Raw genomic sequence first — 23,915 nt, 5'->3', positions numbered from 1 at the left:
CCGCCCGCCCCCGGGTACAAAAAGTAAAGGGTTTGGTCCCGCCTTTCCACATAAGGGCGAAATTTCCCCGCCGTTCCCTTGCTGTGGGCGTAGCGCGGTATTCCGTCCTCGTCCCGCCCCACAAATACGGCGTTGTGGTGGGCTGCGTCCTCGTAAATATCGCCGCTGGCAAAGAAAAAGCCCGTCACATCTTCATCAATGCGGCGGGCGGCTGTGAGGTAGTTCCTCGCTGTTCGGTTGTCGGGGCTGCGGGGCGGTAGCCGGAAGTCGGAGAGGGGCGCGGAGCTTGGTCTATCCGGCGGCGGTGCGGCTCCCTTTTCTCCTGTGAGAAGTTCAACGGCTTCGGTAAAACTCTTGCCAAAAAACTCCATGACAAAATCAATGGGGCCGCCGCCCTTGCTCTGGCTGTGGCGATACCACTTGTTGCCCCGGACGGTCAAGCTGTCGTGCCGTTTCCATCGGTATTCCTGTCCGGCGCGTTCCAGCGGTTCCCCCTGCGATTGCAGGAACAAAACAAGGTCGGCTTGGTTCGCCCGGTCTATCTGTTCTTGGGTGTAGTACAAAAAACTCACTCCTTTCATCGGTCTATGTCGTGCCGCTTTGTGCGGGTCTGTGTCTGCTCCGGCTGGTCGGCGCGGAGTGCAATATCCACGCATTTGCGGATTTTTTGAAGTTCGGAAACATCGGCGCGGGTATCTTTCAGTTTGGCATAATCGCTGTCCCTCTGTGTTTTGAGGTCGGCATATTCCTGTTCCCATTCCGCAATAGGCAAGGTCTTTGTTCCTTTCGGCAGATTTGCATGGAGATAGCGGCTTGCTGCGTTCCATAGGGTCAACTCGGCGCGGTGGGCTTCCTCGTACTTGTCGCGCTTGTTTGTCCAGCCGTTTTGCAGCTTTTTCAGCTCATCGTGAACGGGCTTGTACTCGGTGTAGTTCTTCCCGTATTCAATCAGCTTTTGCAGCTTCTTCATGCGTTCCTCGGCGGTTTTCATTCCTGCCCGGATAGTGTCGGCCTGTTCGCTGACAGAGGAAAGGGCTGCGTCCAGCTCATCAAGGGTAGAGATACCATGCTCGGTCAGATAGTTGACCGCTGCCGCTATGGTTTTCAGTTCATCGGCTGTGTGCTGTTGTTGCCAACGCTGCGAATACTTCCGGCTCTTTTCTCTCTGAACGCTCAAATACTTCATCAGCAGATTTGCAAGGCCGGGGGATTGTTGCGGCTGTTCCGGGGCGGTTTCCCACGCTTTGAACAGGTCGGCAATCCATTCTTTGAGCTTTCCAATCTGCGCTCGGATTTCCCGTATAAGGCGGTTTGCCTTTTGGATATTCCGGTTCAGTTCGCCTTTCTCGGTGGCAATACCTTTCTTCTCCATCTGGCAAGCCGCCACGCCCATGTGGACGGTGGGTATCTCGCCAATGCCGCGCTCGGCGTTGCTGCGGTGGTCGATACGCTCCGGGCTTCCGGCTCGTTCAAGGTAGGCGTTTGAAATATCCGCCCATGCCTTACGCCACAAGAGGGCGTTGCCCTTGTCGTTCCAGCCGGTCAGGTCAACTTTGTGCGTCTTGTATCTGCCGCTTGGCAAGCGGATACGCTCGCCGTTTTCATCAAGGTCATATTCCTTTTGGGACTTTGCCGCCCATGCGCCGCGCTCGTCAAGGGGGCGCATGGTAAGCATGATGTGACAATGGGGATTGCCCTTGCCGGTGTCGTGAATGGCATAATCAACGCACATTCCTCTGGAAACAAATTGAGAGGAACAGTATTCCCGGACAAGCCGGATTTGTTCCTCTCTGGATAACTCTATGGGGAGCGCCGCGTCAATCTCTCTGGCAAGCTGGGCGTTCCCGGCTTTCTCGTAAAGCTCCACGCTGTTCCACAAGGTTGAACGGTCAGAGAAAGAGGGCGGGGCGTGGGGTGGCAGCATAATTTCCGTATGGACAACACCGCCTTTGCGGGTGTAGTCGTGTGTCATTCCGTCCCACTCATTTGTCAGCTTTTCGCCGCTTCGGTAGGCGGCTGCGGCAACGGCTGATTTGCCCTTGCCCCGGCTGACAATGCTGATATTACAATGATAGATGGCTATGGGTATCACCTCCCGGATAAAATGAAAACCCGCAAAAATGGTACAGACGCCAAAGGCTGGTATACTGTTTTTGTGGGTGTGCAGGGATAGCCGCGTAAGCGGCGCAAGGGGTGCAGCCCCTTGTTGCGGCAAAGCCGCCAATGTCGGTCAGAGAGGGAAGCAAGCGGCTTTCTCTCTGTGCCGACAAGCCCTCGGCAGAGCGCACGCACCCGTAAGGGTGTATAAGTGCGCCCTTTGTACCAAAGGGATTATTCGCTTTTCCCGCCCTCGGTGCGTTTTTTCAGATAGCCCCGCGCTTCCTCGCTCGTCAGGGCAAGCCGGAGAAAGGCGGCGGCTTCTTCGTCGGTCATGGTCTTTGCTTCTGGCACAATGCTCTCAAAGACCGCACCCCGGACGATCAGCCGATGGCTGCGCGTCCTGCGTTCCTCTTGGGATAACTTTTGCCGCAACACCTTTTCCCGATTTTCAAGCTGCCGGATTTTCTTCTTCCCGTCCTCAATCTCGGCTTGCAATTCCTCGCGTTTTTTTTCTCTCGGTTTCGTCATGGGTGGTCACTCCTTTCTACCTGTCGGCATAGAAAAAGGACAGTCGATTTCCTCGGCTGTCCTTTTGATTAGGGTGTTTGGTTTACTCCGTTCTGCTCAATAAATGGGAATATTAAATATCAATACGCCCTTTAATACATTCCTATTAAAACATCAGCTTCGATTGTCAAATGTGTGAGAGTACGCCAATCAACGCAATCTTTTTCAACGCAAAAGAGAAGCGGCGTCATTTCAATAAACGACATTCTTTGTTCTGATGACAACTGTACGGTGGCTGAAACCGTTTCTCTTGAAATGGTTTTAAGATATTTCTCAAAATATTCAACGACAGACTCATTTGAATAATCTGGATTTTTCAAGTGTGCTTGCACTTTAGTCCTGATTTCCCTCAAATGATTTTTCGTAGGAATTACTTTCACAACATATCCGTTAGGAGATAGCAATCGCTGAAATTCTTTGTAGTGTGCAGGCGAAAATATGTCTAAAATACAATCCATACTTCCGTCTTTCAAAGGGATTTTTGATAAGTCAGTAACAAACCACTTCACTGCTTTGCGCTTGTCTTTTTTTGATGCAATCTGTATTGCCTCCCTTGACAAGTCAAAGGCAAAGATGTTTCGTTCTGTTCTTTGCTGTATCTGCCTTGCATAGAAACCCTCGCCGCAACCAACATCTAAAATGTTTCTTATAGATGGCGTATCAGAAATAAACTGTATGATTTTCTCCAACACAACATCATACATGCCATACTCCAAAATTTGGTGCCGGTTGTCAAAAGACCGCTTGCTGTAGTTGGTTTTGGGCGATGATTTTAACAACAAATTTACATACCCATATCTTGAAATATCAAAGCAATGTCCATGTCTACAAATTAGGCTATTGCCTTGTATATCCATTGATTTTGTGCAAATTGGGCATTGAAAATAAACCTTGCTGTCTGCAAAGCGTGATAAATTATTATTCATTTGTTTTTCCTCCGTAATTACATCTCTGCTTCAATAAGCGAGTTATGCAATACGGATAACCGCAACATAACTCGCGGTTTTATCTTAATCTCATAAATGTAACCATTGTGTTGTCCTCCAATCAATTCCGCAGTATTACTCTGCTTTTAGAAAAAGTATAGCACAAAACTATGAACATTTCAACTCTATTTCAGCCTGTCGGCGACGTTGCTCTCTCTGGCATACCGCCGCGCCGCTTCCCGCCGTTCCTCGCTGTATGGGGCGGTCAGACGGAAAGAGAAGCGGCCTTTCTCAATGTCAAACTCCATGCAGCCCGTTTCCGGGTCTGCGTCGGTCTGGCGGCACACATCGGGGTGCTGCTCGGCATAGGCGGCAAGCCGCTTCTTCAAGTCGGTGTTGTGGGTACGGATATGGATCAACGGGTCTTTCTCATCAAACCAGATGTCTGTGATCTTTTTTTGCTTGGGAAGCCCTGTTCGCATAAACTCTCCTTTCTGCGCCCTCGTTTGGAGAGAGGGGCATTTTTGAGGGAATTTTCCCGGCTCTTGACTTGGGGAAAATGGGGATTTTCAAATAGAAACCGCCCCGGCGAACCATTCTTCGTCCGGGCGGTTCCTATCGCGTGATTTTCGTTTTTTCCGGCTCTTGACCGTCCTGCAAGCTGTCGGCAAGTATCACTTTGAGCAGCTTGTCGCGGAATGTTTCTGTGCCGCTGTGGTTGAAAAACAACTCCGCAACGATGGTCTGTCCGTCCCTCTGTGTCGTGATAACACTGTCGGGGGATTGAGGTGTCCCGTTCTGTTCTGCCATAGGCGGCTCCTTTCTCTGGGTGCAAAAGAGGGATTTCCCGTAGCCCGGAAAATCCCTCTTGGTTGTCAGTATTCGGTTTTACTGTGCGGGTGCTGCGGCGGCTTCCTGTGCCTTTTTCTTTGCCCGGTATTCCCGTGCTTTCATGCGGTCATACTCCCGTCGCTTTTCAAGGTTACGCGCCCGGTACTCCCTTGAATACTGCCGGTGGTAGGCGCGGCTCTTTTCCTTTTGGGCTTCCTCGATTTTCTCCCGCATTTGCCGGATTTCCTGCTCCGTTGGCTCTGTAAGCTGTGTCACTTCGTTCTCAAATTTGCCGATATAGTTGAAATATATCCCGATGTGCTGAATGGCTTGTTTTGCCCTTTTCTTGTCGCGCTCATGCACTTCAATCCGGCTGATAAACTCGTTGAGAATGGCGGGGGTCAGGTCGGTAAAGGCAGCGTAGCGTTCCGTCAGCTTCAAAAACTTCTGCGCCCGTCCGCCCGCGTTCTCAAAAGCGGATAGCTGCTCTTGCAGCTCGGCAAGCTCCGCTTTCAGCGCATAGTATTCTTCTGAATACTTCTGCGACATTTGCTCATAGCGGTCTTGCGGGATCGTGCCGAGGGCGTTGTCCTCATAGAGCTTGTTCAGCACCTTGTCAATCTGTTCAAGGCGCGTCGTGATTTGCGGGATACGCTTCTGCTGTTTCTTGGTCTTGTCGGTCTGCTGCATGGCAAGGTTCTTTTTCACTAAGGCTTCAAATTCCGCCCAGTTGCTGATAGAATAGTCCTCGATTTTCTTCAGCACTTCCGCGATGGTCTGCATGAGCAAATCCGCGTCAATGATGTGCGGGGAATTGCATTTGGGGTTTTTGGCTTTTCCCTTGTGGTACTCGCTGCAATAGGCAACATGACGCTTGCCGCCATTCCGATAATCTATGCGAATGTGCATTTTCGCACCGCAATCCTTACAGAAAAGCAAGCCCGACAAAGGGTGGATTTCCCCGTCCCCGTTGGGGCGTTTGACGGGCGCATTTTCCAAAATCCGCTGTACGGTTTCAAAGTCGGTGCGGTCAATAATCGGCTCATGCACATTTTCGGTTATCTGCCATTGGCTCCGGTCTACATAGTGGTTCCGCTTGTCGCGGAAGTGCTTTGTGGTCTTGAAGTTGACAACATCACCGCAATACTCCTGCCGTGTGAGGATATGGGTCAGGGTGGCTTTGTTCCACTTATAGCGGTTGGCCTCATTGAGCGCCCTGTTTTTACAGGTTCCCCGCCCGCGCTCTTTCATGTAGAATGTGGGCGTTGGGATTTGCGCCTGCGTGAGATATACGGCAATTTGGTTTCGGTTTTTTCCGTCCAGAAACAGGCGAAAAATCAAACGAACAACTCCGGCGGCTTCCTCGTCGATAATCCAAAAATCCTTGTTGTCCGGGGATTTGACATAGCCATAGGGGGCTTCGGTGGCAATCGGCTTTCCACTCATGCCCTTCGTCTTAATGCCGGTCTTTACTTTCTTGCTGATGTCCTTTGCGTACCACTCCGACATGATGTTGATAAAGGGCGCAAACTCCAATGTATCGGGCTTTTCGCTGTCTATCCCGTTGTTGACTGCGATAAAGCGCACATTGTTCCGTCTGAATATCTCCATCGCATTGCCGACTTGGAGATAGTCACGCCCCCAGCGTGTCAGGTCTTTCATAATGCAGACACCGATTTTCCCGTTCTCTACATCGTCCATCATGCGGGAGTAGGCAGAACGGTCAAAAAATCTGCCGCTTTCGTCATCGTCAATGTAGTGCCGGATATTGGTTAAGTGCTGCCCTCTGGCGTAGTTCTCCAAAAAGATTTTTTGGTTCTGTATCGAGTTACTCTCACCGCCGTCCCTGTCCTCGTCGCCCACGGAAAGGCGGGAGTAAAGGGCTGTAATTTTACTATAATCAGTCATGTGCATAACCTCCTGTGCGTCCATATAGGCTTCCTTTACACTTAAAATTATGCACTCCACCGGGCCGAGCCGTATTCCAGATCACGCCGGAATTTCTTTGATTTCTTGACCTTGCTGTATACCACCAGCCGGATTGTCACGGCTCCCGCGAGGCCCACCAGCCAGTCAAGGGGTGCAAGGCCCAGCCCGATTGTCTGCAAGGCCGGGTTGATGGCCGCCACCATGCCTATGAGCTTATGGGCAAAGTCAGCCCCAGCCGCGAGGCGGTATGCCTCCCCGAGCTGTGCAAAGAACCAGAATACCATCAGGTACGGGAGGTTGGGGAGCAGATATTTCCTGATTTTCTCGTTCATCGTTCCCCTTTCACCGCCTCTCTGGCCCGTTGGTGCTCCGGCTGCCGCTCCTTGGCAAGCTCTGTGAATTTGCGTAGCTGGCCGATGATGGAGGGCTTTTCCTTGCCCTTGTGAAGCGTCCGTTTGGTGTATTCCGAGAACGCCGCCGTGATGGCGTCCGCCTGTCCGGCCTTGAAGAACAGCAGATAGTCCTTGGGGCCGGTCTTGTAAAAGGCGTAGTCCACGTTAAACTTGCGGGCCACGCGGTCAAACTGCCTCGGCGCTCCCTTTAGCTGAATACTGTTTTTTGCGCCCTCATGGCCCATGAGCTTTTTTACGCTCTGCCTCCCGTGGGGAGTGAGCCCGGCCTCATGGGCCTTTTTATGGTCTGCCAGCCATTTTTGCAGGGCGCTGGCAAGCACCCGCCCTGTGAGCTTCGCGGCCTTGACGGACAGGGCCACGGTGCGCTCGTTTACTTCCTCCTGCATGAAACCTCCTTTCTGTCCGGGCCTTTCTGTGGGAGGGGAGGCCCCCGGGGCTGGCTTCGGGCCAACTTGGCCCGAGGTCTACCGCCCGTCATGGGACACAGCCGGGGCGGCTTTCTCCTGCGGCGGCTGTGCTTTTTCCTTGTGCTCCTGCATGGTTTTCAAGATGGACGGCTTTTTCTCCGCCGCCTGTTCCAGCCGGGAAACACGGTCAATGGCTTTTCCCACGCTCTTTTTCATGGCGTGGAGGCAGGCCAGCTCCGCCCGGTACGGGGCCTCGATGGTCTTTGCCAGCTTCCCGGCGGGCTTGGCCTCCTGTACCGCCTCTTTCCCGGTGAGGGTGCGGCCTATGTTTTTCAAGTGCCGGCCCGCTTCGTGGTACTCGGCGCTGACCGCCTCAATCTTGGCAATGGCCTTTTGGTCGATACCGATACTCTGGCCGAGATTGTCCCGCATGGTTTCCAGCCCGGACTTAATATGGAAGAAACGGGCCGCGTTGTCTAACGCCGCCACGCCCCGCACCTTGAAATCCGCGAGGGCCTTTTTACAGCCCTCAATCACCCCGGCCTTTAGCTCCGCGAGGTTATCCCGCAGGGCAAGGATACGGTCTTGCAGGGTGATGATGGATTTTTGCAGGGCCGCTTTCAGCGGGTGGTTCTGCATTTGTGCCAAATCCTCCCGCATGGTTTTCAGTTCCCCCACGGCCTCGGCAAGCTGTTTTTCCATTTCCGCCACCTGTCCGATGGCCGCCGCCAGCTCCTTGCCGCCCTGCGCCTGATTTTCTTTCAGCAGGGCAAGCAGTTCCTTGACGGCCTCGTTTTCTAAAATCGGGGTATCCGCCTCTTTTCGTTTTGCCAAATCGTCCTCCTTTCCGTGAGATTACAAAACCTCGGGTCAAGTTGGCCCGAGGTCTACCGTTCATCATGGGAGGCCGCCGTCTTTTCCTTGCCGCTGTGCGCGGCGGGGGCGGCCTCCCGGTGCTGTTTCAGTGTTGCAAGTATGGAGCGCGTGGCCTCCTTTTCCTTGGGGTAGGCGAAAACCCGGTGTTCCTCCGGCAGATCGTCCCGCCCGGAATAGTGCTCAATGAAACTGCCGCCGTTGTTGCAGATGTAGCCCCTGTCCGTAAATTCGCTTGTTTCGTTGAGAAACGTGTCCCGCCCGTATGCCTCATAGTCGAAATAGCCCTGTATTTCCTCCGGGATTTTGAGGGCGCACATTTCGTCTATCATGTAATAGCCCAATTTTTCCTCGTCGGTTACTCCGGGGTAGAGGTCGTAACAGTCGAGGTTTTGGGCCAGATTGATAAGGTCTTTCACGCTCCCGGTGTATTCCCCGAGGGTCACGGCGGCCTCGAATTTGTCAAGCCCGCCGTTTCCGTCCAATGTTTCCAGCAGGGCGGCAAGGCAGTTGAGCTCGTCAATACTTTCATATTCCCCGATACGGGCGGCCAGCCCCGGCACGGGCGTTTCACATTGGGCGATATAGATTTCCTCATACCGCCTGCCGTCCACGCCGATATGGGACAGTGCGGCTTGCACGGCCTCGGTGGTGGCGGGGAGCGTCAGCGTTGCAACTGCCAAAACGCCCTCGGCGTATCTGCCTTGGTTGCCGATGGTCAGCTCAATCATGGCTTTCCCGGCCCTGTTGGTTCACCGTGACAATGCCCGCGAGGGTGGTTGCCGTGATGTTGAGCCGCTGGGCCACGGCAATATCGTTTTTCACGTCCTCGTCCATATCCCCGCCGCAGACTACCAGCACACGGGAGCGCCGGAGCATATCACGGCGAATGTCAATCCCGTCCTTGTGTTCCTGCGGGATAGCGTCATTGATGAACAGCGGGAGATACAGCAGGGGGCAGACCGGGGAAAATCCGGCCTCATAGGCTATCCGGCAATATCCGGCGGCCTGTTCCGTGTCGGCCTCACAGTCCCCGCTCCATGCGGCGGTAATGTATGCCAAAGGTCTTTTCATAGTAAGGTTCCTCCTTTTCCTGTTTTTGCGAAAGTGGGGTCAGCCCACCCCCTCCGCCCCCGCCCACTCATGGGCGGGGGAACGGCTCAAAGGAATAATCCCCGTCGCTCGTCCGTGGGAAAGCACAACCGGGAGAGGCTGTCAAGGGCTTTGCCGCCGTTGGCGGTGGCGCGAGCGCCACCCTTGACTGCCTCCCCCGGTTGCGCTATGAAGTCCACGGCGACGGGGAATAATCCTTAGAGCTCCGGGGTGCGGGGCAGGGCCCCGCAAAGCCCTTGCTTCGGGTCAACTTGGCCCGAGGTCTGGCCTTACTTCTCCTTTTGGGGCTTCTTTTCAGGCGCGGCCTGTTCTTTCTCCTTGCCTTTCCAATCGTCCAGCAGCTTGATAATCTGCGCTTTCATTTCCTGCGGGGTCTTTTCCTTGCCAAAATAATTGCTAAGTTCCGCTCCACTGATAATCACTTTGTCTACCTCCTTTTTTTCCTCACACATGATACCGTCAATCACGTCGCCGTTTAATTTCCCGGTCTTGTCAAGCTCCCGCATACGCTGGGACTGTGACAGGGAGGGGGACGCCTGTTGCGCCTCGATGGCGAGCGCGATATAGTTCTGGTTTTCGGGTCTAATGCCGGAGAGCTCCACGGCGGGGGTAAAGGAAATTTTGAGAGGCTTTCCATCGCCGCCCATCACCTTTCCGTCCACCAAATCCTGCAAGGGCTGTACCAGCCTTGTCAGCGCGATGTGCCGCTGTACCTGTTTGACGCTCATTCCGTTCCGGGTCGCAATGACCTCGTTGGAGCGTTTATCCACATCGGCGGTAAAGTCCTGCCCGTCCAAAGCCTCCCGCGCTCCTTGGTGCTTGATGGCCTCCAACTGCATTTTTAAGGCCCGCGCCAGCTCCATTGTGGTGACTTCGCGGTTGTTGACGTTATCCTCCACCATCTGCTGAATGGCCTGATCGTCATTCAGGGCGCGGATGATACACGGGGTAAAGGGGATTTCGGCCTCAATACTGCCCGCATCGCGGCGGTGGCCGGAAATAATCTCGTAACCGTCCTTGCCGTCCGGGCGGACAATGGCGGGCTGTGTCACACCCTGCGCCCGGATACTCGCCACAAACGCCAGAAACTTTGTATTGTGCTCGACGTTGAACGGGTGGTCTTTGAACGCATGGAGCTTTTCATGGGCTATTCTGACTACCTGTTCCACCTCCGGGGCCACCCACGGCTCCACGGGCTTATCCGTTTTGGGAATACCGTATTTTTCCCGCAACTCCTGTTCCAGCTTTTGCTTCTTTTCCTCCATGCTGGCCTCGTCCACGGGCGGGGCGGCCTGTTCGGCGGCTTTGGGGGTTTTAGGGGCTTTGGCCTTGGGGGCGGCTGCCTGCTCCTGCTTGGGCTTATCTGTTTTCCCCCGCGTCGGGCCAGCCTTGGGTTTTTCGGGCTTCGCCGCCTGTGCCTTATCCGCTTTCGGCGGGCGGCCCCGGCGTGGCTCCTTTTTACCCTGTTCCGTGGCCTTTGCGGGCGCGGCCTTATCTGTCTTGGCGGCGGCCTCCCGCTGTGCTTTAATATCGTCCATCTTATAGACGGTCACGCTGGGGGCTTTCTCCTGTGCCGGTTTTTTGGCCTCCGGGGTTTCAAGCGGCTTATCGCCCACGGTGGGCGCGGCCTTGCCGCTGGTGTCCTGTACGGGCTGTTCCGGGGCGGCGGCTTTCTCCGGCTGTTTCATTTCCGGGGCCTCCGTTGTCGTTTTGGGCTTATCATCAGCCATTTAATAGATACCTCCTTTTTGCTTGATGGCATGAAAAAAGGGCCTAACTTTTCAGTCAGGCCCTTTGCGTCCTCGGGCCAACTTGGCCCGAGGTACAGGGGTAAATCCTCCTTTCCGCCGGTACATGAAAACACCGCCCATAGTCTCTACTTGGGCGGTGCTTTCATAGGTTGGCAGTCCATTATTTTGTTTTTTATCATGTATCCCTTTGTCAACTGACGCAAAGCACGATAAAGCAAATTTGGGTTTCCCCATGCATATGCCTCCGTTTCCTTGTAAAGGTTCAGCCTTATCTGTCCGATGTCTGCATGAAGTGATAATTCCTCTGCCGCCTGCTCCAGAAGCGGATACAGGTCCACGCACTGGTCTGACTGGGCGGAGGTCATGTTCGCCAGAGCCAGAAGCCCTTCTACTGTCTTTATAATGCGTTCCAGCGATCTGCCCGTATCATCCATGAATTCCCTGTAGTCTGCTTTTTCTGGGTCTGGATTCATCTCCAGCACTTGAAGAGACGATTTTATCACAGCAAGAGGTGTCTTCAACTCATGGGCAGCATTGGCCGCAAAACTTTTCTGAACCAGAAACGCCTCCTCCAAACGCTGCAGCATCCCATTGTACGCATCCGCCAATATCCGCACCTCTTCCTGCGCCTCTGACAGATTCACCCGTTTATCCAGATTCCGGTCATCGGTAGACCGGAGAGTCTGAGTCAGTTCTTTCAATGGCCGGACCAAACGCCCGACGGCCCAGTAAGTCACACCCAACGCAATAAGAATGGTTACCACCATAATCCAAATTGAATGAACAGAGAATTTGTGATAAACCTCCTGATATGTGGTATCTGGTTCGCTCTCATCCGGAAGTGTATTTTCCGGAAGAACAGAATCATATTCCAAAAGGCCCGCTTCCATCATGGCAGCGTAATCCCCGTAATAACTATCAGCCGAAAACAGAGAATTTGCGGTCAATATAATACATGCGATTATCAGTATGCTTCCCACAATTCCAGTAACCTGAAATTGCAGCGTTTTCTTCTTCATCCTTATTCCTCCTTTGGACATTGGAGACGGTACCCCTGCCCCCGCTGGGTAACGATGTAATTTTCGGCTCCCACAGCATCCAGCTTTTTTCTAAGGGAATGGACATGATACCGGAAGGAATTGGAAAACAAATCCACTTCGCTGTCCCATCCGTGTTCAATCAACTCTTCCGCACTTATCATCTCCCCCTCATGCACCAGCAGATACTCTAACAGCGCATATTCCTTGCGTGTCAGCTCTACCGTTTGATTCTTGAACCAAACTTGCCGGGCCGCCGTGTCTATCTGCAGGCAGCCACAAGTCAACACAGTATCTTTTGTAGTAAAGCTCCGGCGCAGAAGACTCCTGATACGCGCCTCCAGCTCTTTAAATTCAAATGGTTTAGTAAGATAATCATTACTCCCATTATCCAGACCGCTGACTTTATCCTCCAGAGAATTTCTTGCAGAAAGTATTAAGATCCGGAAGTCCGAATCCTTGCTCCGGATGTTCTGCAGTACTTCCATCCCGTCCAGCTTTGGCAGGTTCAAATCCAAAATCATAAGATCGTATTGGTTCAACTCATATAGATACAGCGCCTCTTCTCCGTCATAGGCACAATCTACCGCATACCCCATCATCCGAAGCCCCTTTGCCAAGGTTTTCGAAAGCATCTCTTCATCTTCTACCACTAATAATTTCATACTTCTTTCCCCAATCACATAGTATGTTCAGTGTACCGAATCCCCGTCAGGCTGTCAACGGTACATCCGCCAGACGGAGATTCCTCTAAATACATTACCAGATTTTGATGCGGTCTTCAGGTGCAACATACATACCGTCGCCGGGCTTAATATCATAAGTGTCATAGAATTCCTGAAAATTAGAAAGTACCAGATTACTGCGGAGATTGTTCGGAGCGTGCATGTCTGATTCTGCCAGCTCTAATAGCGTGTCGTAGTCCGCCACTCTAAGCCACTGCTTTGCATAACTGCGGAAAAATGCATCATAGTCTGGATTCTCCATATTGGATAGTATTTCTAGACCACAGGCTATCCCGCCGATGTCTGCTATATTCTCGCTTAAAGTTTCTTGTCCGTTTACTTTAATTCCCGGCGCTGCTTCATGCCCGTCATAAAATTCTTCAGCCTTTTTACACAGCATTCGGAAGTGTTCATAATCTTTTTTGGCCCACCAGTCACTTAAATTGCCCCTCGAATCAAACTGTGCCCCTCCGTCGTCAAACATATGTGTGATTTCATGGGCTATCGTGCTTCCAATCGCTCCTAAATTCGCTTCAAAAGAAGCATCTTTATCATAAAACGGCGCCTGTAGAATACCTGCTGGGAATAATAGGACATTGGTGTTTCTGTTGGCAGCCGCATTGACTGTATAGGCCGCCAGCGCAAATTTGCCATTATCAACAGGCTCTTCCAATTCTTTCAGATTACGCTTCCATTTTTCCACCTCAAAAGCTGCCGCATTTTCAAACAGGCTGCCGCCGTCCTCTGGTCCCCTGATTTCTGCCTCGCTCAACTGCCATTCATCTGGATAGCCAATCAAGACTGTCAGAGAATCTAATTTTTTTATCGCCTCCTTTTTAGTATTTTCTTCCAGCCAGTCCAGACGTTCCATTCTTTTTTTGAATGTTTCAATCATCATCTCCGTCATCTTCTTGATTTCCTCTTTCGATTCAGCCGAAAAATAGCGCTCGACATAAAGCTGCCCCAACTCCTCAGAAAGATAAGTCTGCACTGCTATATCTCCCGATGTAAGATAGGTAGCTCCAAACCGCTCCGCCAAGTCTTCACCCAGATATGGGCTGTACGCATTGAGAAGTACCACCTTTTCTATGGCTTTAAAAAGCCCTAGGTTATCCTCAGTAAACCATTTTGCAAATGCTAAGAACATCTTATCGTCAAGAACCTGCATTTCAAAAGAGTCCTTCACACCAATAGCTGACAACAGCTCTGACGGCTTCGCTTGAGGCATCATCTCGTCCAGCTTCTTTAGTGTATAATATTTCTGCTCCTTAACTTGTCCGGAGTCATCCTGCTCCTCTATATTCTGTATGATATCGTTTTCCAGTTTTAGGATTGCGTCCGCATAGTAATCTGCCTTCTCTTGACTTTCGCCTACTGCCAGCAGCTGTTCTACTAACGACGCACGGTACTCTTTATATTCTTCTTTCTCCGGTTGTCCATAATCACCTTTTTCTAAACCGGGAGTCATGGTCATCAGAAGCAATATTTTTCTGCTGCTGTCCTTTGTATCTGTCGTTGGTATTCCGGGAAACAGACCGTTTGCAAAAGTCCCCAATTCATTTACAGACATTGCTATTGCTTTATTTAATTCTGAAAATGATGCTGCTTTATCCACTGCATCCAAATATTTTTGTAATGGTTCTAACCCCACTTGGCTACGGGATTGAGTATCCACAAAATTTTTGTAAAAATCGCGAATCTTCTGCTGGGGACTCCCCTTCGGATAGTCTTGGCCACTATTTACAATTTCATCGATCAGTCCTGCAAGCTGTTTGTCCGTACTGTCCGTCACATCGCTAGAACCGCCTGTAGTCTCTCCAGTCTTCGGAATCTCTGTGGTGTTCAGCATCTTGTGATTCACCGCGGTATAAAAATCATCCTTCTCATTTGTGCCAAATAACGTATAAAATCTTGCCGCAATGATTTTAGCGTCCTTCATAGTTACGGAACTCTTCAAAATATTTTTTGCCTGTTCTTTTCCTTTTTTCTCACCATCTGATTTTCCATTCAAATCTGTCTCGGCCAAAATGCCTCCCCCCGCCAGATTTTCTAATGCCTCCCGCGCCCAGTCCGGTATTTCCGACAGCTCCGGAGCATGAGGTGCCATTTTTTCCGCATTGCCTTCTAGTTTCGGCAGCTTACCAAACGCCCGGCCGGCAAGCACCAGCATCTGTAGTCGATTCGCCTCCTCCGATTCTTTCATCCCCGCTAAAACTTCGACTCTTTCCGCCGGCTCTACATATTTTGACGCCGCTTCCAAAAAAAATTCAGCCAGCTCCCCTGCCGTAACTTTAGGTGCAGTTTTCTCCCTGCCAAAACTACCGCATCCTGTTACCATTACCATAATGAGAACGAGCGCAATCGCTGCTCTTTTTTTTCTATGATTCATCTTAATCTCCTTTCTTCTCTCCGCCGCCATTGGGATGGCCCGGATACCAGCACATAATAACATTTGTTATGTTAGATTATTGTTAGTTTCTATGCAAAAACAGCAGAAAGAACGCATAGATGAATAAAACTGCGGAAAAACTATCAGGGATTATATTTAAAAGGAGAATACCTGTATGTTAGAAGAAAAAGTTATGGTTGACTTTCTGAAGAAGTTTGATGCACATCCGTTTCTGGTCAAAATTGATGGAAAAGAATATCTCATTGGTGAAGGCAGACCTTCCTTCACCGTCAATTTTAAAAAAACGATTCCATTGTCCAAACTGGCCGCCAGCACTTCTCTTGCGCTGGGGGAAGCTTATATGGATGGGGACTTGGAGATTGAGGGGGAACTCTATCAGGCACTGGATTACTTTCTCGGACAAATGGGAAAATTCTCCACCGACCGAAATGCCTTAAAAAAACTAATGTTTACTTCTACAGCCAAAAGGAATCAGAAAAAAGAGGTGCGCAGCCACTATGACATCGGCAACGATTTTTATAAACTCTGGCTGGACGACACACTCAGTTACTCTTGTGGATATTTCCTTCATGATGACGACACTCTGTATCAAGCACAGGTCAATAAAGTGCATTATATTCTTGAGAAGCTCTATCTGAAGGAAGGCATGACCTTACTGGATATCGGCTGCGGCTGGGGTTTTCTTTTGATTGAGGCCGCCAAGAAATATAAGATCAAAGGCACCGGCATCACATTGAGCGCTGAACAGTATAAGGAATGTAACAGACGAATCTGTGCAGAAGGCCTTGAAAACTATGTGACGGTAGAACTCATGGACTATCGGGATCTGCCGGACTCCGGCCTTTCCTTTGACCGAGTCGTAAGCGTGGGCATGGTCGAACACGTAGGGCGTGACAATTACCAACTCTTTATAGACTGTGTGAACAAGGTGATGAATCCGGGCGGAATATTTCTCCTTCACTTTATCAGCGCCTTGAAAGAGTACCCGGGAGATCCGTGGATTAAAAAATATATCTTTCCCGGCGGCATGATACCAAGTCTCAGAGAAATGCTCACCTGCGTCTCAGAAGATCAATTTCACACGCTGGGCATTGAAAATCTGCGCATGCACTACAACCGGACACTGCTTTGCTGGGAAAAAAACTTCCGAGAATGTATTGACGATGTGAAAAAAATGTTCGATGACCGCTTCGTGCGGATGTGGGACATGTACCTCTCCTCCTGCGCCGCCACTTTTCATAACGGAATCATTGATCTCCATCAGATTCTTATGACAAAAGGAATCAACAATGATCTGCCGATGGTGAAATGGTATTAATAGAATAACTGAATTAGATGTCATTTTGTCTCTTTTAGGTGGACAGATTGACATCTTTTCTTTCCTATGGTATCTTGTTCCGTGGTTAGTCTTTTCTAACTTATACCAATCAAATTTAGGGAGGAATTTATGAAACCAAACAAATGGATTACCGTTATTTTAGGAATGACTCTATCTGCCCTGCTGCTGACGGGCTGTGGAAGTGTTAAAAAGGAAGGGAAATCAGAGGATGCTCCTGAAATTTCCAAGGGATATCCCCTCACGGTCTCCCATGCCTTCGGAGATACAGTACTTAAGAGCAAGCCAAAAAGAATCGTGACTCTGGGCTGGGAGAATCAGGATACTCCTCTTGCGCTGGGCGTCGTTCCTGTAGGTGTCTCGGCGGCAAATTACGGCGAGGTAACTGAAGACCGGCTTCACCCATGGACATCTGCAGCCTACGAATCGCTGGGCGAGACAGACCCGGTAGTCTTCGACGATATCGACGGCATTGACTACGAAGCAATCAGCGATGCTAAGCCGGACGTAATTCTGGCGGCATACTCCGGATTGACCAAGGAGGAATACGACCTGCTCAGTGAAATTGCCCCTGTGGTGGCCTACCCGGACAAACCATGGCAGACCTACTGGCGTGACCAGACACTCCTCAACGCGGCCGGCATGGGAATGAAGGCGGAAGGAGAAGCAAAAGTCGCCGAGACGGACGCTCTTATTCAAGAAAAAGTCCGTGCCTACCCGGAACTTGCGGGTACAAAGACCGCTTTCTTCTGGATAAGCCCGGACGATTTCAGCACATTTTTCGTCTACCTGCCCTCAGACCCAAGAGCGTCTTATTTGACAGATCTTGGACTCGAGTTCCCCGAAAGTGTACTTGAGCTGGCAGAAAGCAGTGAAGATTTTTCCGTGACCTTGAGCCGTGAAAATACGGAGCAGCTGACGGATGTGGAGATGATGGTCGTATATGGCGACGAAACGCTGCTGAAATCACTGCAGGAGGACGAACTGATGTCACAGATTCCAGCTATCAAGAACGGTGCCGTCGTTCTCGTAGACGATGCTTCTTCTCTGGCCGGTGCAACCACCCCGTCCATCCTCTCCATCCCCTCGGAGATTGACGATTATCTGCGCCTTCTCGCAGACGCACATGGTAAAATACAATGAGAAAAAGCATTGTGATCATCAGCCTGACGGGAGCCGCGTGCCTGCTGCTTTGCATCCTTGCATCCCTGACCTACGGAGCCAGATCCGTAGGTTTTGCAGGCGTTATCGCTGCCCTTACCGGCGACGGCAGTTTTTCCTCCCATGTGGTCATGGCACGGGTTCCGCGTACCATATTCGGTGTACTGGCAGGCGCGTCTCTCGCCATATCAGGCGCCCTCATGCAGGCAATCACCCGCAATCCCATCGCCGACCCCAGCATTTTGGGCGTCAACACCGGAGCCTCTCTTTTTGTTGTCTGCGGCATTACCTTTTTCCACATCAACACCGGCGGCCAATACATCTTGTTGGCGTTTGCAGGGGCCGCAGTCACGGCCGCATTTGTCTATGGTCTCGCGTCGCTGGGATACGGCGGGGCAACACCGCTTAAGCTGGCTCTGTCCGGCGCCGCGGCGGCAACAGCACTGCAGTCATTGGTCAACACCGTCATGCTGCCTAACACACAGGTGATGGACCAGTTTCGATTCTGGCAGACAGGCAGCATCAGCGGAGCGGAATTCAAAGATATCCGCCTAATCCTCCCCTGTCTTCTTACTGGTTTTGCCATTAGTTTCATTCTGGCCCCTTCTCTCAATACTCTGGCTTTGGGCGATGACGTGGCGGCGGGGCTGGGTCTCCATGTCACCAGAGTCCGGGCATGGGCGGCTCTGGCAGGCGTCCTTCTGTGTGCCGCCACCACGGCTCTGGCAGGCCCCATTGGATTCGTAGGGCTTATGACTCCGCATCTGGCGCGTCTTCTGGCAGGGCCTGACATGCGCAAAATCCTGCCTCTGTCAGCCGTTTTCGGCAGCTGCCTTCTTCTGCTGTCCGATGTGGCAGGGCGTATGCTGGGGCGACCAGGCGAGTTAGAATCCGGTATTGTGACGGCTCTGGCAGGAGCCCCTGTATTTATAATTCTTATCAGAAAGGCCAAGGTACGTTCTCTATGAAAACAAAGGAGTCCAACATTGTCACAGCAGGTTACCTGAGGCGGCAGAGGCGTTATCTGCTTGTCTCATTCATTCTTCTCCTTATCACACTGCTGCTGGCAGCCCTCATGATGACTTATGGAAAGACAATCTATTCACCCGCCACTGTAATCAGAGTACTTCTGGGTGAGCAGATACAAGGCGCCTCATTTACGATTCGTACCCTGCGCCTTCCCCGAATGCTGGCAGCTGTCCTCTGCGGGCTGGCTTTCGGTATGGCGGGCAGCACTTTCCAGAAACTTCTAGGCAATCCGCTTGCCAGTCCCGATATCATCGGCGTCACCTCGGGCGCCAGCGCCGCGGCGGTGTTAGGCATTCTTGTGCTGGGCCTGAGGGGAAGTACAGTCTCTCTTCTGTCCATGGCCTCTGGGATTCTTGTCTCCGGCTTGATTTTTGCCCTTTCACAGAATGGTGTTTTTTCCAGCGGAAAGCTGATTCTCATTGGTATCGGAATGCAGGCTTTTTTAAACGCCGCGGTCTCTTGGATGCTCCTGCGTGCCTCAGAATATGATGTTCCGGCAGCCTTGCGCTGGCTCAGTGGCAGCTTGAACGGGGTAAGCATGGAGAGTATACCAGGACTTGCGGCGGCCGTCCTTGTCGCGGGAGGCGCCGTCCTCATATTGAACCGCCATCTGATGATTCTGACGTTGGGAGATGCCTACGCAGCCACGTTAGGCGTACAAGTCCGGCGGATTCGGCTGCTGCTGATTTTGTTCTCTCTGCTGCTGGTGTCTTTTGCTGTCTCAGTGACCGGACCAGTGGCATCAGTGGCCTTTCTTTCCGGCCCGATTGCCTCCAGAATCACAGGGGAAAGTCAAGGAAATGTGGCCGCTTCTGCCCTTACCGGCTCTGTTCTGGTATTGGCCTCAGACCTTATCGGACAGTTTGCGCTTCCGGTCAGATACCCGGTGGGTGTAATCACCGGTATTTTGGGCGCCCCCTACCTATTATTTTTATTACTTCAAATGAACCGCAAAGGAGAAAATGTACTATGAATAACCACGTACTTGCTGCCGCAGGAGTTACGGCGGGCTATAACAGCCGTCCTGTCATCCGTGAAGTAGACCTGACTATTCCCCACAATAAAATCAATGTAATCATCGGTGCAAACGGATGTGGAAAATCTACATTGCTGAAGACTTTTTCAAGGCTGATCCGCCCCAGCGGCGGCCAAATTATGCTGAACGGAAAAGCGGTATCTTCTCTCCCCGCCAAGCAGGCTGCACAGATTATGGGGCTCCTGCCCCAGTCCCCCACCGTCCCGGATGGAATCAAGGTGGCAGATCTAGTTGCAAGGGGACGCTTCCCTTACCGGCGTCTGCTTAAAAGCATGACCACTGAGGATTTTAAGGCGGTAGAAGAAGCCATGGACATCATGGGTATCTCTGCACTTGCAGACAACAGTGTAGATGAATTATCAGGCGGACAGCGGCAGCGGGTCTGGATTGCGCTGGCGCTGGCACAGCAGACCGACATCCTGCTGTTGGATGAACCTACCACTTTTTTGGATATCTCCTATCAGGTGGAGATACTGGATCTTCTCACAGATTTGAACCGTAGGCGGGGTACTACGATTGTCATGGTCCTGCACGATATTAACCTTTCCTCACGCTACGCAGACTATCTATTCGCCATGCGGGACGGCTCTCTTATGGCCTGTGGAACTCCACAGGAAATTATCACCCCGCAGCTTATTAAGGACACCTACGGGCTGGACTGTATCGTCATGGAGGACCCTGTATCAGCGTCTCCCTTCATCATTCCCATGGGACGCCATCACAGCTGATGGACTGGGTACGGAACTGTCCGGGCGTCAATCCACACCACTTCTTGAACATATTGCTAAAAGCCACCTGACTTTGATAGCCGACCCTCTGGGATATTTCATTGATTCTCATGTCTGTGTTCTGCAAAAGCATAACTGCCGTATGCATCCGCACACTGTTCGCATAATCCCAGAGCGTCTGCCGATACAACTCTTTAAACCCTGCCTTCAGCTTCTGTTCACTGATTCCCAGCTCCCGGCTCAGCTCATAAATCGTAAAAAATGAAGACGCATCCTTCTCGATTCGGTCATGGGCCTCCACAATTTTTTTAAAATCCTCACTTGTAATTTTTACCCGACTTTTTCCCACCGATATATATTTACAAAAATCAGTCTCTCCGCAGGTAAATATGTTCCGGTTATCAGGATGCAGTAAATGCGCAATAAATTCCAGACACAGAGAAATCCTAAGCGGGGCAGTAAAACTGCCGTCCCGAATCATCTGCTCTGCCCGGAAAATCAGATTGCGTATTTCGTCCGGCAGAAGGGTATATCGGACATTCTCCTCCAAAAAGGAAAGAGCATCTTCCTCCAAGCCCAGAAAAGGAAGAATCACTTCCTTTAGGTAAATCATGTCCACGGACATTTCAATCCCTTTAAGATGCTGTCCCTTCTTCCAACAATTTACACCCCCACATTCATGTTCCACCGCCAAAAAGGCCGAGGGAGCCGCACTCGCCTTTAATTTGTCTTCAACAAGCGAATAAGTGGTACCTTCATATATGATTCCCAAATGCAGGTACCGCGTATCATATCCATACTCCACGCAAAAATCTTCCGGCACGGTATAGCTTCCTATGCTAAACTGAATCTGTCCTCTAGAGCCGGAATTGATAATACATCCATTCTGCGGATGTTCCCACAAGTTCTCCTGCTCTGCATGTTCCAATCTTCGCATTCCCATCTGGCGGTGAAAAAACTCCTCATAATCTTCAGGTGTCCTTGCATAATACATTTTCATTTTCTAACTCTCCCCATACTATTCATGTTATAATCTGCCCGCCTTCGGCGCATTTTAACCATAATACCAGTACCGTAGCGCAGGTTATCTCCCGTAGCACCGGTAAGTTATAAAGACTATTTTTAATATAGCCGGGAATAAAAAAGAATTTCAGCGGACATGCTAATCGTATGGAGGAAATCATGAATAAAAAAACTATTTATTGGACATGCGGCATAGCCGCACTTATTATCATCTTACTGATTATTTGGGCCGCTCTTGGTGGAAACGCGAAAACACGGAACGACTCTCCGTCCTCAGACACGGCCGGCAGCGACAACCTTCGCAACTACTTAAAAGAACAAGACGCCTTGATGGCTAAGATGATGGAAGATATGACAAATGTAGAGTCAACAGGCAACGCGGCTCTGGATTTTCTGAACGGGATGATTCCTCATCATCAGGCTGCAGTCGAGATGTGTGAAAGCTATATGAAATACGGCGGCAGAGACGAGGAACTTCGTAAGCTTGCCGAAAACATCGTCCAGATGCAAAAGCAAGAAATTCAACAGATGCAGGCATTTGCCAGTGAAATCAAAGATGGAGGCGCTCAGAACCTTGAACAGGAAAAGGCCTATCTTGAGGGGTACGATAAAATGATGTCTTCCCACCATTCCAGCCATGCTTCTCATGAGACACCCGCGAATGTGGAAGCAGCATTTGCAGAAGGCATGATTATGCATCACCAGATGGCGGTGGAGATGGCACAGGCTATATTGGGAAACACGGATGAAGAACAAGTGACTATTCTGGCACAGAGTATTATAGAAGCACAACAGACAGAAATTGCCCAGATGCAGGATATTCTGAAAAGAGTATCAGCCGCACACAACAGCTAATATGCCAGACAGGCCCGGAATCCTTTCGGATTCCGAGCCTGTTTTTCTACCCGGCAGCATGTCTCTTTTTAGCGCCGTGCCTGTATATCTGTTCAAATTCCTGTAATTTCTGTTTTGCCTCCTGACTTAAGTTGTGGGGAACTTCAATCTGTACGGTCACATACTGGTCGCCATACACATCAGGTCTTTTCATCGATACGACACCTTTCCCTTTGAGCCGGATCTTTGTGCCTGACTGAGTGCCCTCTTTCACTTTACAGATTACCTCTCCGTACAGTGTCGGTACACGAATCTCACCGCCCAGCACGGCAGTCGTAAATGGAACAAAAGATGTCGTATAGATATCCTGCCCCCGGCGCTCATATCCCGGCTTTTCTCCCACATTCACCTTCAGAAGCAGATCACCGCATGCGCCTCCGTTCACTCCCGGCATGCCCTTACCCCGCAGACGGATGCTCTTCCCGCTCTCAATACCGGCAGGTATATGAACCTGAAGGGTCTGCAACGTGCCGTCCCCCTTCTCCATATTCTGCAGACTAATCATCTTGTCACAGCCAAAGACAGCCTCCTCAAAGCTTACCGACACATCTGCCCGCAGGTCGGCTCCCTTCCTGCTGAAGCTGTCGCCGCCGAACCCTCCGCCAAAACCGTGATACTCATAGCTTCCGGACTTGCCATTTCGGAATATGTCTCCGAATATGTCTCCAAAAATGTCATCCACGTTTCCACCGTCAAAGTGATATTCCTGATATGCGCCTCCGTAAGCACCGGCATCGGCCGCGTTTCCATCGAAAGCCGCATGTCCGAACTGATCGTACAGCTTTCTCTTTTCACTGTCACTCAGGACATTGTATGCCTCTGTCACCTCTTTGAACTTCTGTTCCGCCTGCTCATCCCCGGCGTTCGTGTCGGGATGATATTTTTTCGCCAGCTTCCGGTACGCTTTCTTAATTGTGGTCTCGTCAGCTCCTCTATCAATCTCAAGTGTATCGTAATAATCTTTCTTTACTGCCATTGTGCTCACCTCACGTCCTTATACACGCAGTGTTACATTTATTATAGTTGTTCTACATGTAATATAACACTATTTTTTATAGGTGTCAACACAATTTTACTCAGCTGTCATATTTACCGTCCCGTCCGGCAACGTCTCCAGCCGCTCAAGACTGCTGAAATCAATATGGCAGTAACCGCCGGGATTTTTCTGCAGATAATCCTGATGATAATTTTCTGCGGCATAAAAATTCATAAGAGGCTGAAGCTCCACCGCCAGTGGCTCTACATATTTCTTTTGCAGTTCGCCCAGCATCGCTTCAACGAGCGCCTTATCTTCCGTCTCCGTATAGTAGATTCCTGTACGGTACTGGGTACCACTGTCACTTCCCTGACGATTTACACTGACCGGATCGATAATTTCAAAGAACAAGGCCGTCAGCGTCTTTAAACCTACAATCTCTGGATTATATTTCACATGGACAGTCTCTGCAAATCCAGTTGCGTCCGAACATACCTCCTCATAGGTAGGATTTTCGGTACGGCCGTTGGCATAACCTGATATCGTATCAACGACGCCCGGAACTCTGGAAAAATACTCCTCCACGCCCCAAAAGCATCCTCCGGCAAAATAAATGTCTCGTAAATTTCCTCTGTTATTTTCCATGATTT

At 50.8% G+C, this 23,915-nt stretch carries 23 protein-coding genes and 2 pseudogenes; 6 read left to right on the top strand and 19 right to left on the bottom strand.

Annotation, left to right across the window (positions count from 1 at the left end; genetic code table 11):
- From BN6465_RS03085 to BN6465_RS03010, 16 genes and pseudogenes are all read right to left on the bottom strand, one after another.
- On the bottom strand, nt 1-563 hold a 563-nt coding region (locus BN6465_RS03085; protein WP_154670191.1), incomplete at its 3' end, for a DUF3991 domain-containing protein.
- A gap of 14 nt (nt 564-577) precedes the next feature.
- Nucleotides 578-2,215, bottom strand: coding sequence for a MobQ family relaxase (gene mobQ, locus BN6465_RS03080; protein ID WP_002584967.1), 1,638 nt, complete (start codon nt 2,213-2,215; stop codon nt 578-580).
- A gap of 116 nt (nt 2,216-2,331) precedes the next feature.
- Nucleotides 2,332-2,628, bottom strand: a complete 297-nt coding sequence (locus tag BN6465_RS03075; RefSeq protein ID WP_022030174.1) for a DUF3847 domain-containing protein — start codon at nt 2,626-2,628, stop codon at nt 2,332-2,334.
- Nucleotides 2,629-2,759: 131 nt separating this feature from the next.
- Nucleotides 2,760-3,593: a methyltransferase domain-containing protein gene (locus tag BN6465_RS03070; protein WP_002584969.1), complete on the bottom strand. Its 834-nt coding sequence runs from the start codon at nt 3,591-3,593 to the stop codon at nt 2,760-2,762.
- Nucleotides 3,594-3,778: 185 nt separating this feature from the next.
- On the bottom strand, nt 3,779-4,075 hold the full coding sequence (locus tag BN6465_RS03065; protein ID WP_022030173.1) for a P-loop NTPase family protein: 297 nt from the start codon (nt 4,073-4,075) through the stop codon (nt 3,779-3,781).
- Between the two features lie 133 nt (nt 4,076-4,208).
- On the bottom strand, nt 4,209-4,403 hold the full coding sequence (locus BN6465_RS03060; RefSeq protein WP_022030172.1) for a transposon-encoded TnpW family protein: 195 nt from the start codon (nt 4,401-4,403) through the stop codon (nt 4,209-4,211).
- A 78-nt stretch (nt 4,404-4,481) separates the two neighbouring features.
- A complete protein-coding gene (locus BN6465_RS03055; protein WP_206538840.1) occupies nt 4,482-6,332 on the bottom strand; it encodes a recombinase family protein in 1,851 nt (616 codons plus the stop codon).
- 56 nt (nt 6,333-6,388) lie between these two features.
- A pseudogene (locus BN6465_RS03050) lies at nt 6,389-6,685 on the bottom strand (hypothetical protein); the annotation flags it as partial.
- Complete coding sequence (locus tag BN6465_RS03045) at nt 6,682-7,152, bottom strand: PcfB family protein (RefSeq protein WP_066731595.1); 471 nt, start codon at nt 7,150-7,152, stop codon at nt 6,682-6,684. The gene BN6465_RS03045 and the pseudogene BN6465_RS03050, both read right to left, overlap by 4 nt.
- A 78-nt stretch (nt 7,153-7,230) precedes the next feature.
- Nucleotides 7,231-8,007 carry a DUF6674 family protein gene (locus BN6465_RS03040; protein WP_066731593.1) on the bottom strand — a complete coding sequence of 259 codons (777 nt, stop codon included), beginning with the start codon at nt 8,005-8,007 and terminating at the stop codon, nt 7,231-7,233.
- 53 nt (nt 8,008-8,060) lie between these two features.
- Nucleotides 8,061-8,777: an antirestriction protein ArdA gene (locus BN6465_RS03035; protein WP_066731591.1), complete on the bottom strand. Its 717-nt coding sequence runs from the start codon at nt 8,775-8,777 to the stop codon at nt 8,061-8,063.
- Nucleotides 8,770-9,120 carry a DUF7768 domain-containing protein gene (locus tag BN6465_RS03030; protein WP_066731586.1) on the bottom strand — a complete coding sequence of 117 codons (351 nt, stop codon included), beginning with the start codon at nt 9,118-9,120 and terminating at the stop codon, nt 8,770-8,772. Before BN6465_RS03030 ends, BN6465_RS03035 begins: the two co-directional genes overlap by 8 nt.
- A 308-nt stretch (nt 9,121-9,428) precedes the next feature.
- Nucleotides 9,429-10,889, bottom strand: coding sequence for a ParB/RepB/Spo0J family partition protein (locus BN6465_RS03025; RefSeq protein WP_082891576.1), 1,461 nt, complete (start codon nt 10,887-10,889; stop codon nt 9,429-9,431).
- A gap of 146 nt (nt 10,890-11,035) precedes the next feature.
- A complete protein-coding gene (locus tag BN6465_RS03020) occupies nt 11,036-11,929 on the bottom strand; it encodes a histidine kinase dimerization/phospho-acceptor domain-containing protein (RefSeq protein WP_066731584.1) in 894 nt (297 codons plus the stop codon).
- Nucleotides 11,930-11,931: 2 nt separating this feature from the next.
- Nucleotides 11,932-12,612 (bottom strand): response regulator transcription factor, encoded by a 681-nt coding sequence (locus BN6465_RS03015; protein WP_066731582.1) that lies wholly within the window; start codon nt 12,610-12,612, stop codon nt 11,932-11,934.
- 94 nt (nt 12,613-12,706) lie between these two features.
- Nucleotides 12,707-15,061 carry a M13-type metalloendopeptidase gene (locus BN6465_RS03010; RefSeq protein WP_066731580.1) on the bottom strand — a complete coding sequence of 785 codons (2,355 nt, stop codon included), beginning with the start codon at nt 15,059-15,061 and terminating at the stop codon, nt 12,707-12,709.
- Between the two features lie 175 nt (nt 15,062-15,236).
- Here BN6465_RS03010 and BN6465_RS03005 point away from each other — a divergent pair, with 175 nt between their 5' ends.
- The 5 genes from BN6465_RS03005 to BN6465_RS02985 all read left to right on the top strand — a co-directional run bounded on the left by BN6465_RS03005 (nt 15,237) and on the right by BN6465_RS02985 (nt 20,372).
- Nucleotides 15,237-16,400: an SAM-dependent methyltransferase gene (locus BN6465_RS03005; RefSeq protein ID WP_066731578.1), complete on the top strand. Its 1,164-nt coding sequence runs from the start codon at nt 15,237-15,239 to the stop codon at nt 16,398-16,400.
- 129 nt (nt 16,401-16,529) lie between these two features.
- Nucleotides 16,530-17,561, top strand: coding sequence for an iron-siderophore ABC transporter substrate-binding protein (locus tag BN6465_RS03000; protein ID WP_066731577.1), 1,032 nt, complete (start codon nt 16,530-16,532; stop codon nt 17,559-17,561).
- Nucleotides 17,558-18,547: a FecCD family ABC transporter permease gene (locus tag BN6465_RS02995; RefSeq protein ID WP_066731576.1), complete on the top strand. Its 990-nt coding sequence runs from the start codon at nt 17,558-17,560 to the stop codon at nt 18,545-18,547. The genes BN6465_RS03000 and BN6465_RS02995 overlap by 4 nt, the downstream gene beginning before the upstream one ends.
- Nucleotides 18,544-19,581 carry a FecCD family ABC transporter permease gene (locus tag BN6465_RS02990; RefSeq protein ID WP_066731574.1) on the top strand — a complete coding sequence of 346 codons (1,038 nt, stop codon included), beginning with the start codon at nt 18,544-18,546 and terminating at the stop codon, nt 19,579-19,581. Before BN6465_RS02995 ends, BN6465_RS02990 begins: the two co-directional genes overlap by 4 nt.
- The gene (locus BN6465_RS02985; protein WP_066731572.1) at nt 19,578-20,372 is read left to right on the top strand and encodes an ABC transporter ATP-binding protein; all 795 of its coding nucleotides are present in this window, start codon (nt 19,578-19,580) and stop codon (nt 20,370-20,372) included. The genes BN6465_RS02990 and BN6465_RS02985 overlap by 4 nt, the downstream gene beginning before the upstream one ends.
- On the opposite strand, the gene BN6465_RS02980 is transcribed toward BN6465_RS02985, so the two are convergent.
- Nucleotides 20,344-21,372, bottom strand: coding sequence for a helix-turn-helix domain-containing protein (locus BN6465_RS02980; RefSeq protein ID WP_066731570.1), 1,029 nt, complete (start codon nt 21,370-21,372; stop codon nt 20,344-20,346). The two genes, BN6465_RS02985 and BN6465_RS02980, sit on opposite strands and share 29 nt — an antisense overlap.
- Before the next feature lie 182 nt (nt 21,373-21,554).
- On the opposite strand from BN6465_RS02980, the gene BN6465_RS02975 reads away from it, so the two are divergent.
- Nucleotides 21,555-22,250 (top strand): DUF305 domain-containing protein, encoded by a 696-nt coding sequence (locus tag BN6465_RS02975; RefSeq protein WP_066731568.1) that lies wholly within the window; start codon nt 21,555-21,557, stop codon nt 22,248-22,250.
- A gap of 46 nt (nt 22,251-22,296) precedes the next feature.
- Here BN6465_RS02975 and BN6465_RS02970 read toward each other — a convergent pair whose 3' ends face one another.
- Both BN6465_RS02970 and msrA read right to left on the bottom strand, forming a co-directional pair.
- Nucleotides 22,297-23,265, bottom strand: a complete 969-nt coding sequence (locus BN6465_RS02970; protein WP_066731566.1) for a DnaJ C-terminal domain-containing protein — start codon at nt 23,263-23,265, stop codon at nt 22,297-22,299.
- A 120-nt stretch (nt 23,266-23,385) separates the two neighbouring features.
- Nucleotides 23,386-23,910: pseudogene (msrA, locus tag BN6465_RS02965) on the bottom strand (peptide-methionine (S)-S-oxide reductase MsrA); the annotation flags it as partial.
- Nucleotides 23,911-23,915 lie beyond the last annotated feature (5 nt).

Origin of the sequence: Bariatricus massiliensis (assembly GCF_900086725.1) — a bacterium.
Classification (GTDB): domain Bacteria; phylum Bacillota; class Clostridia; order Lachnospirales; family Lachnospiraceae; genus Allocoprococcus; species Allocoprococcus massiliensis.
This window is presented reverse-complemented; position numbering and strand designations above follow the sequence as displayed.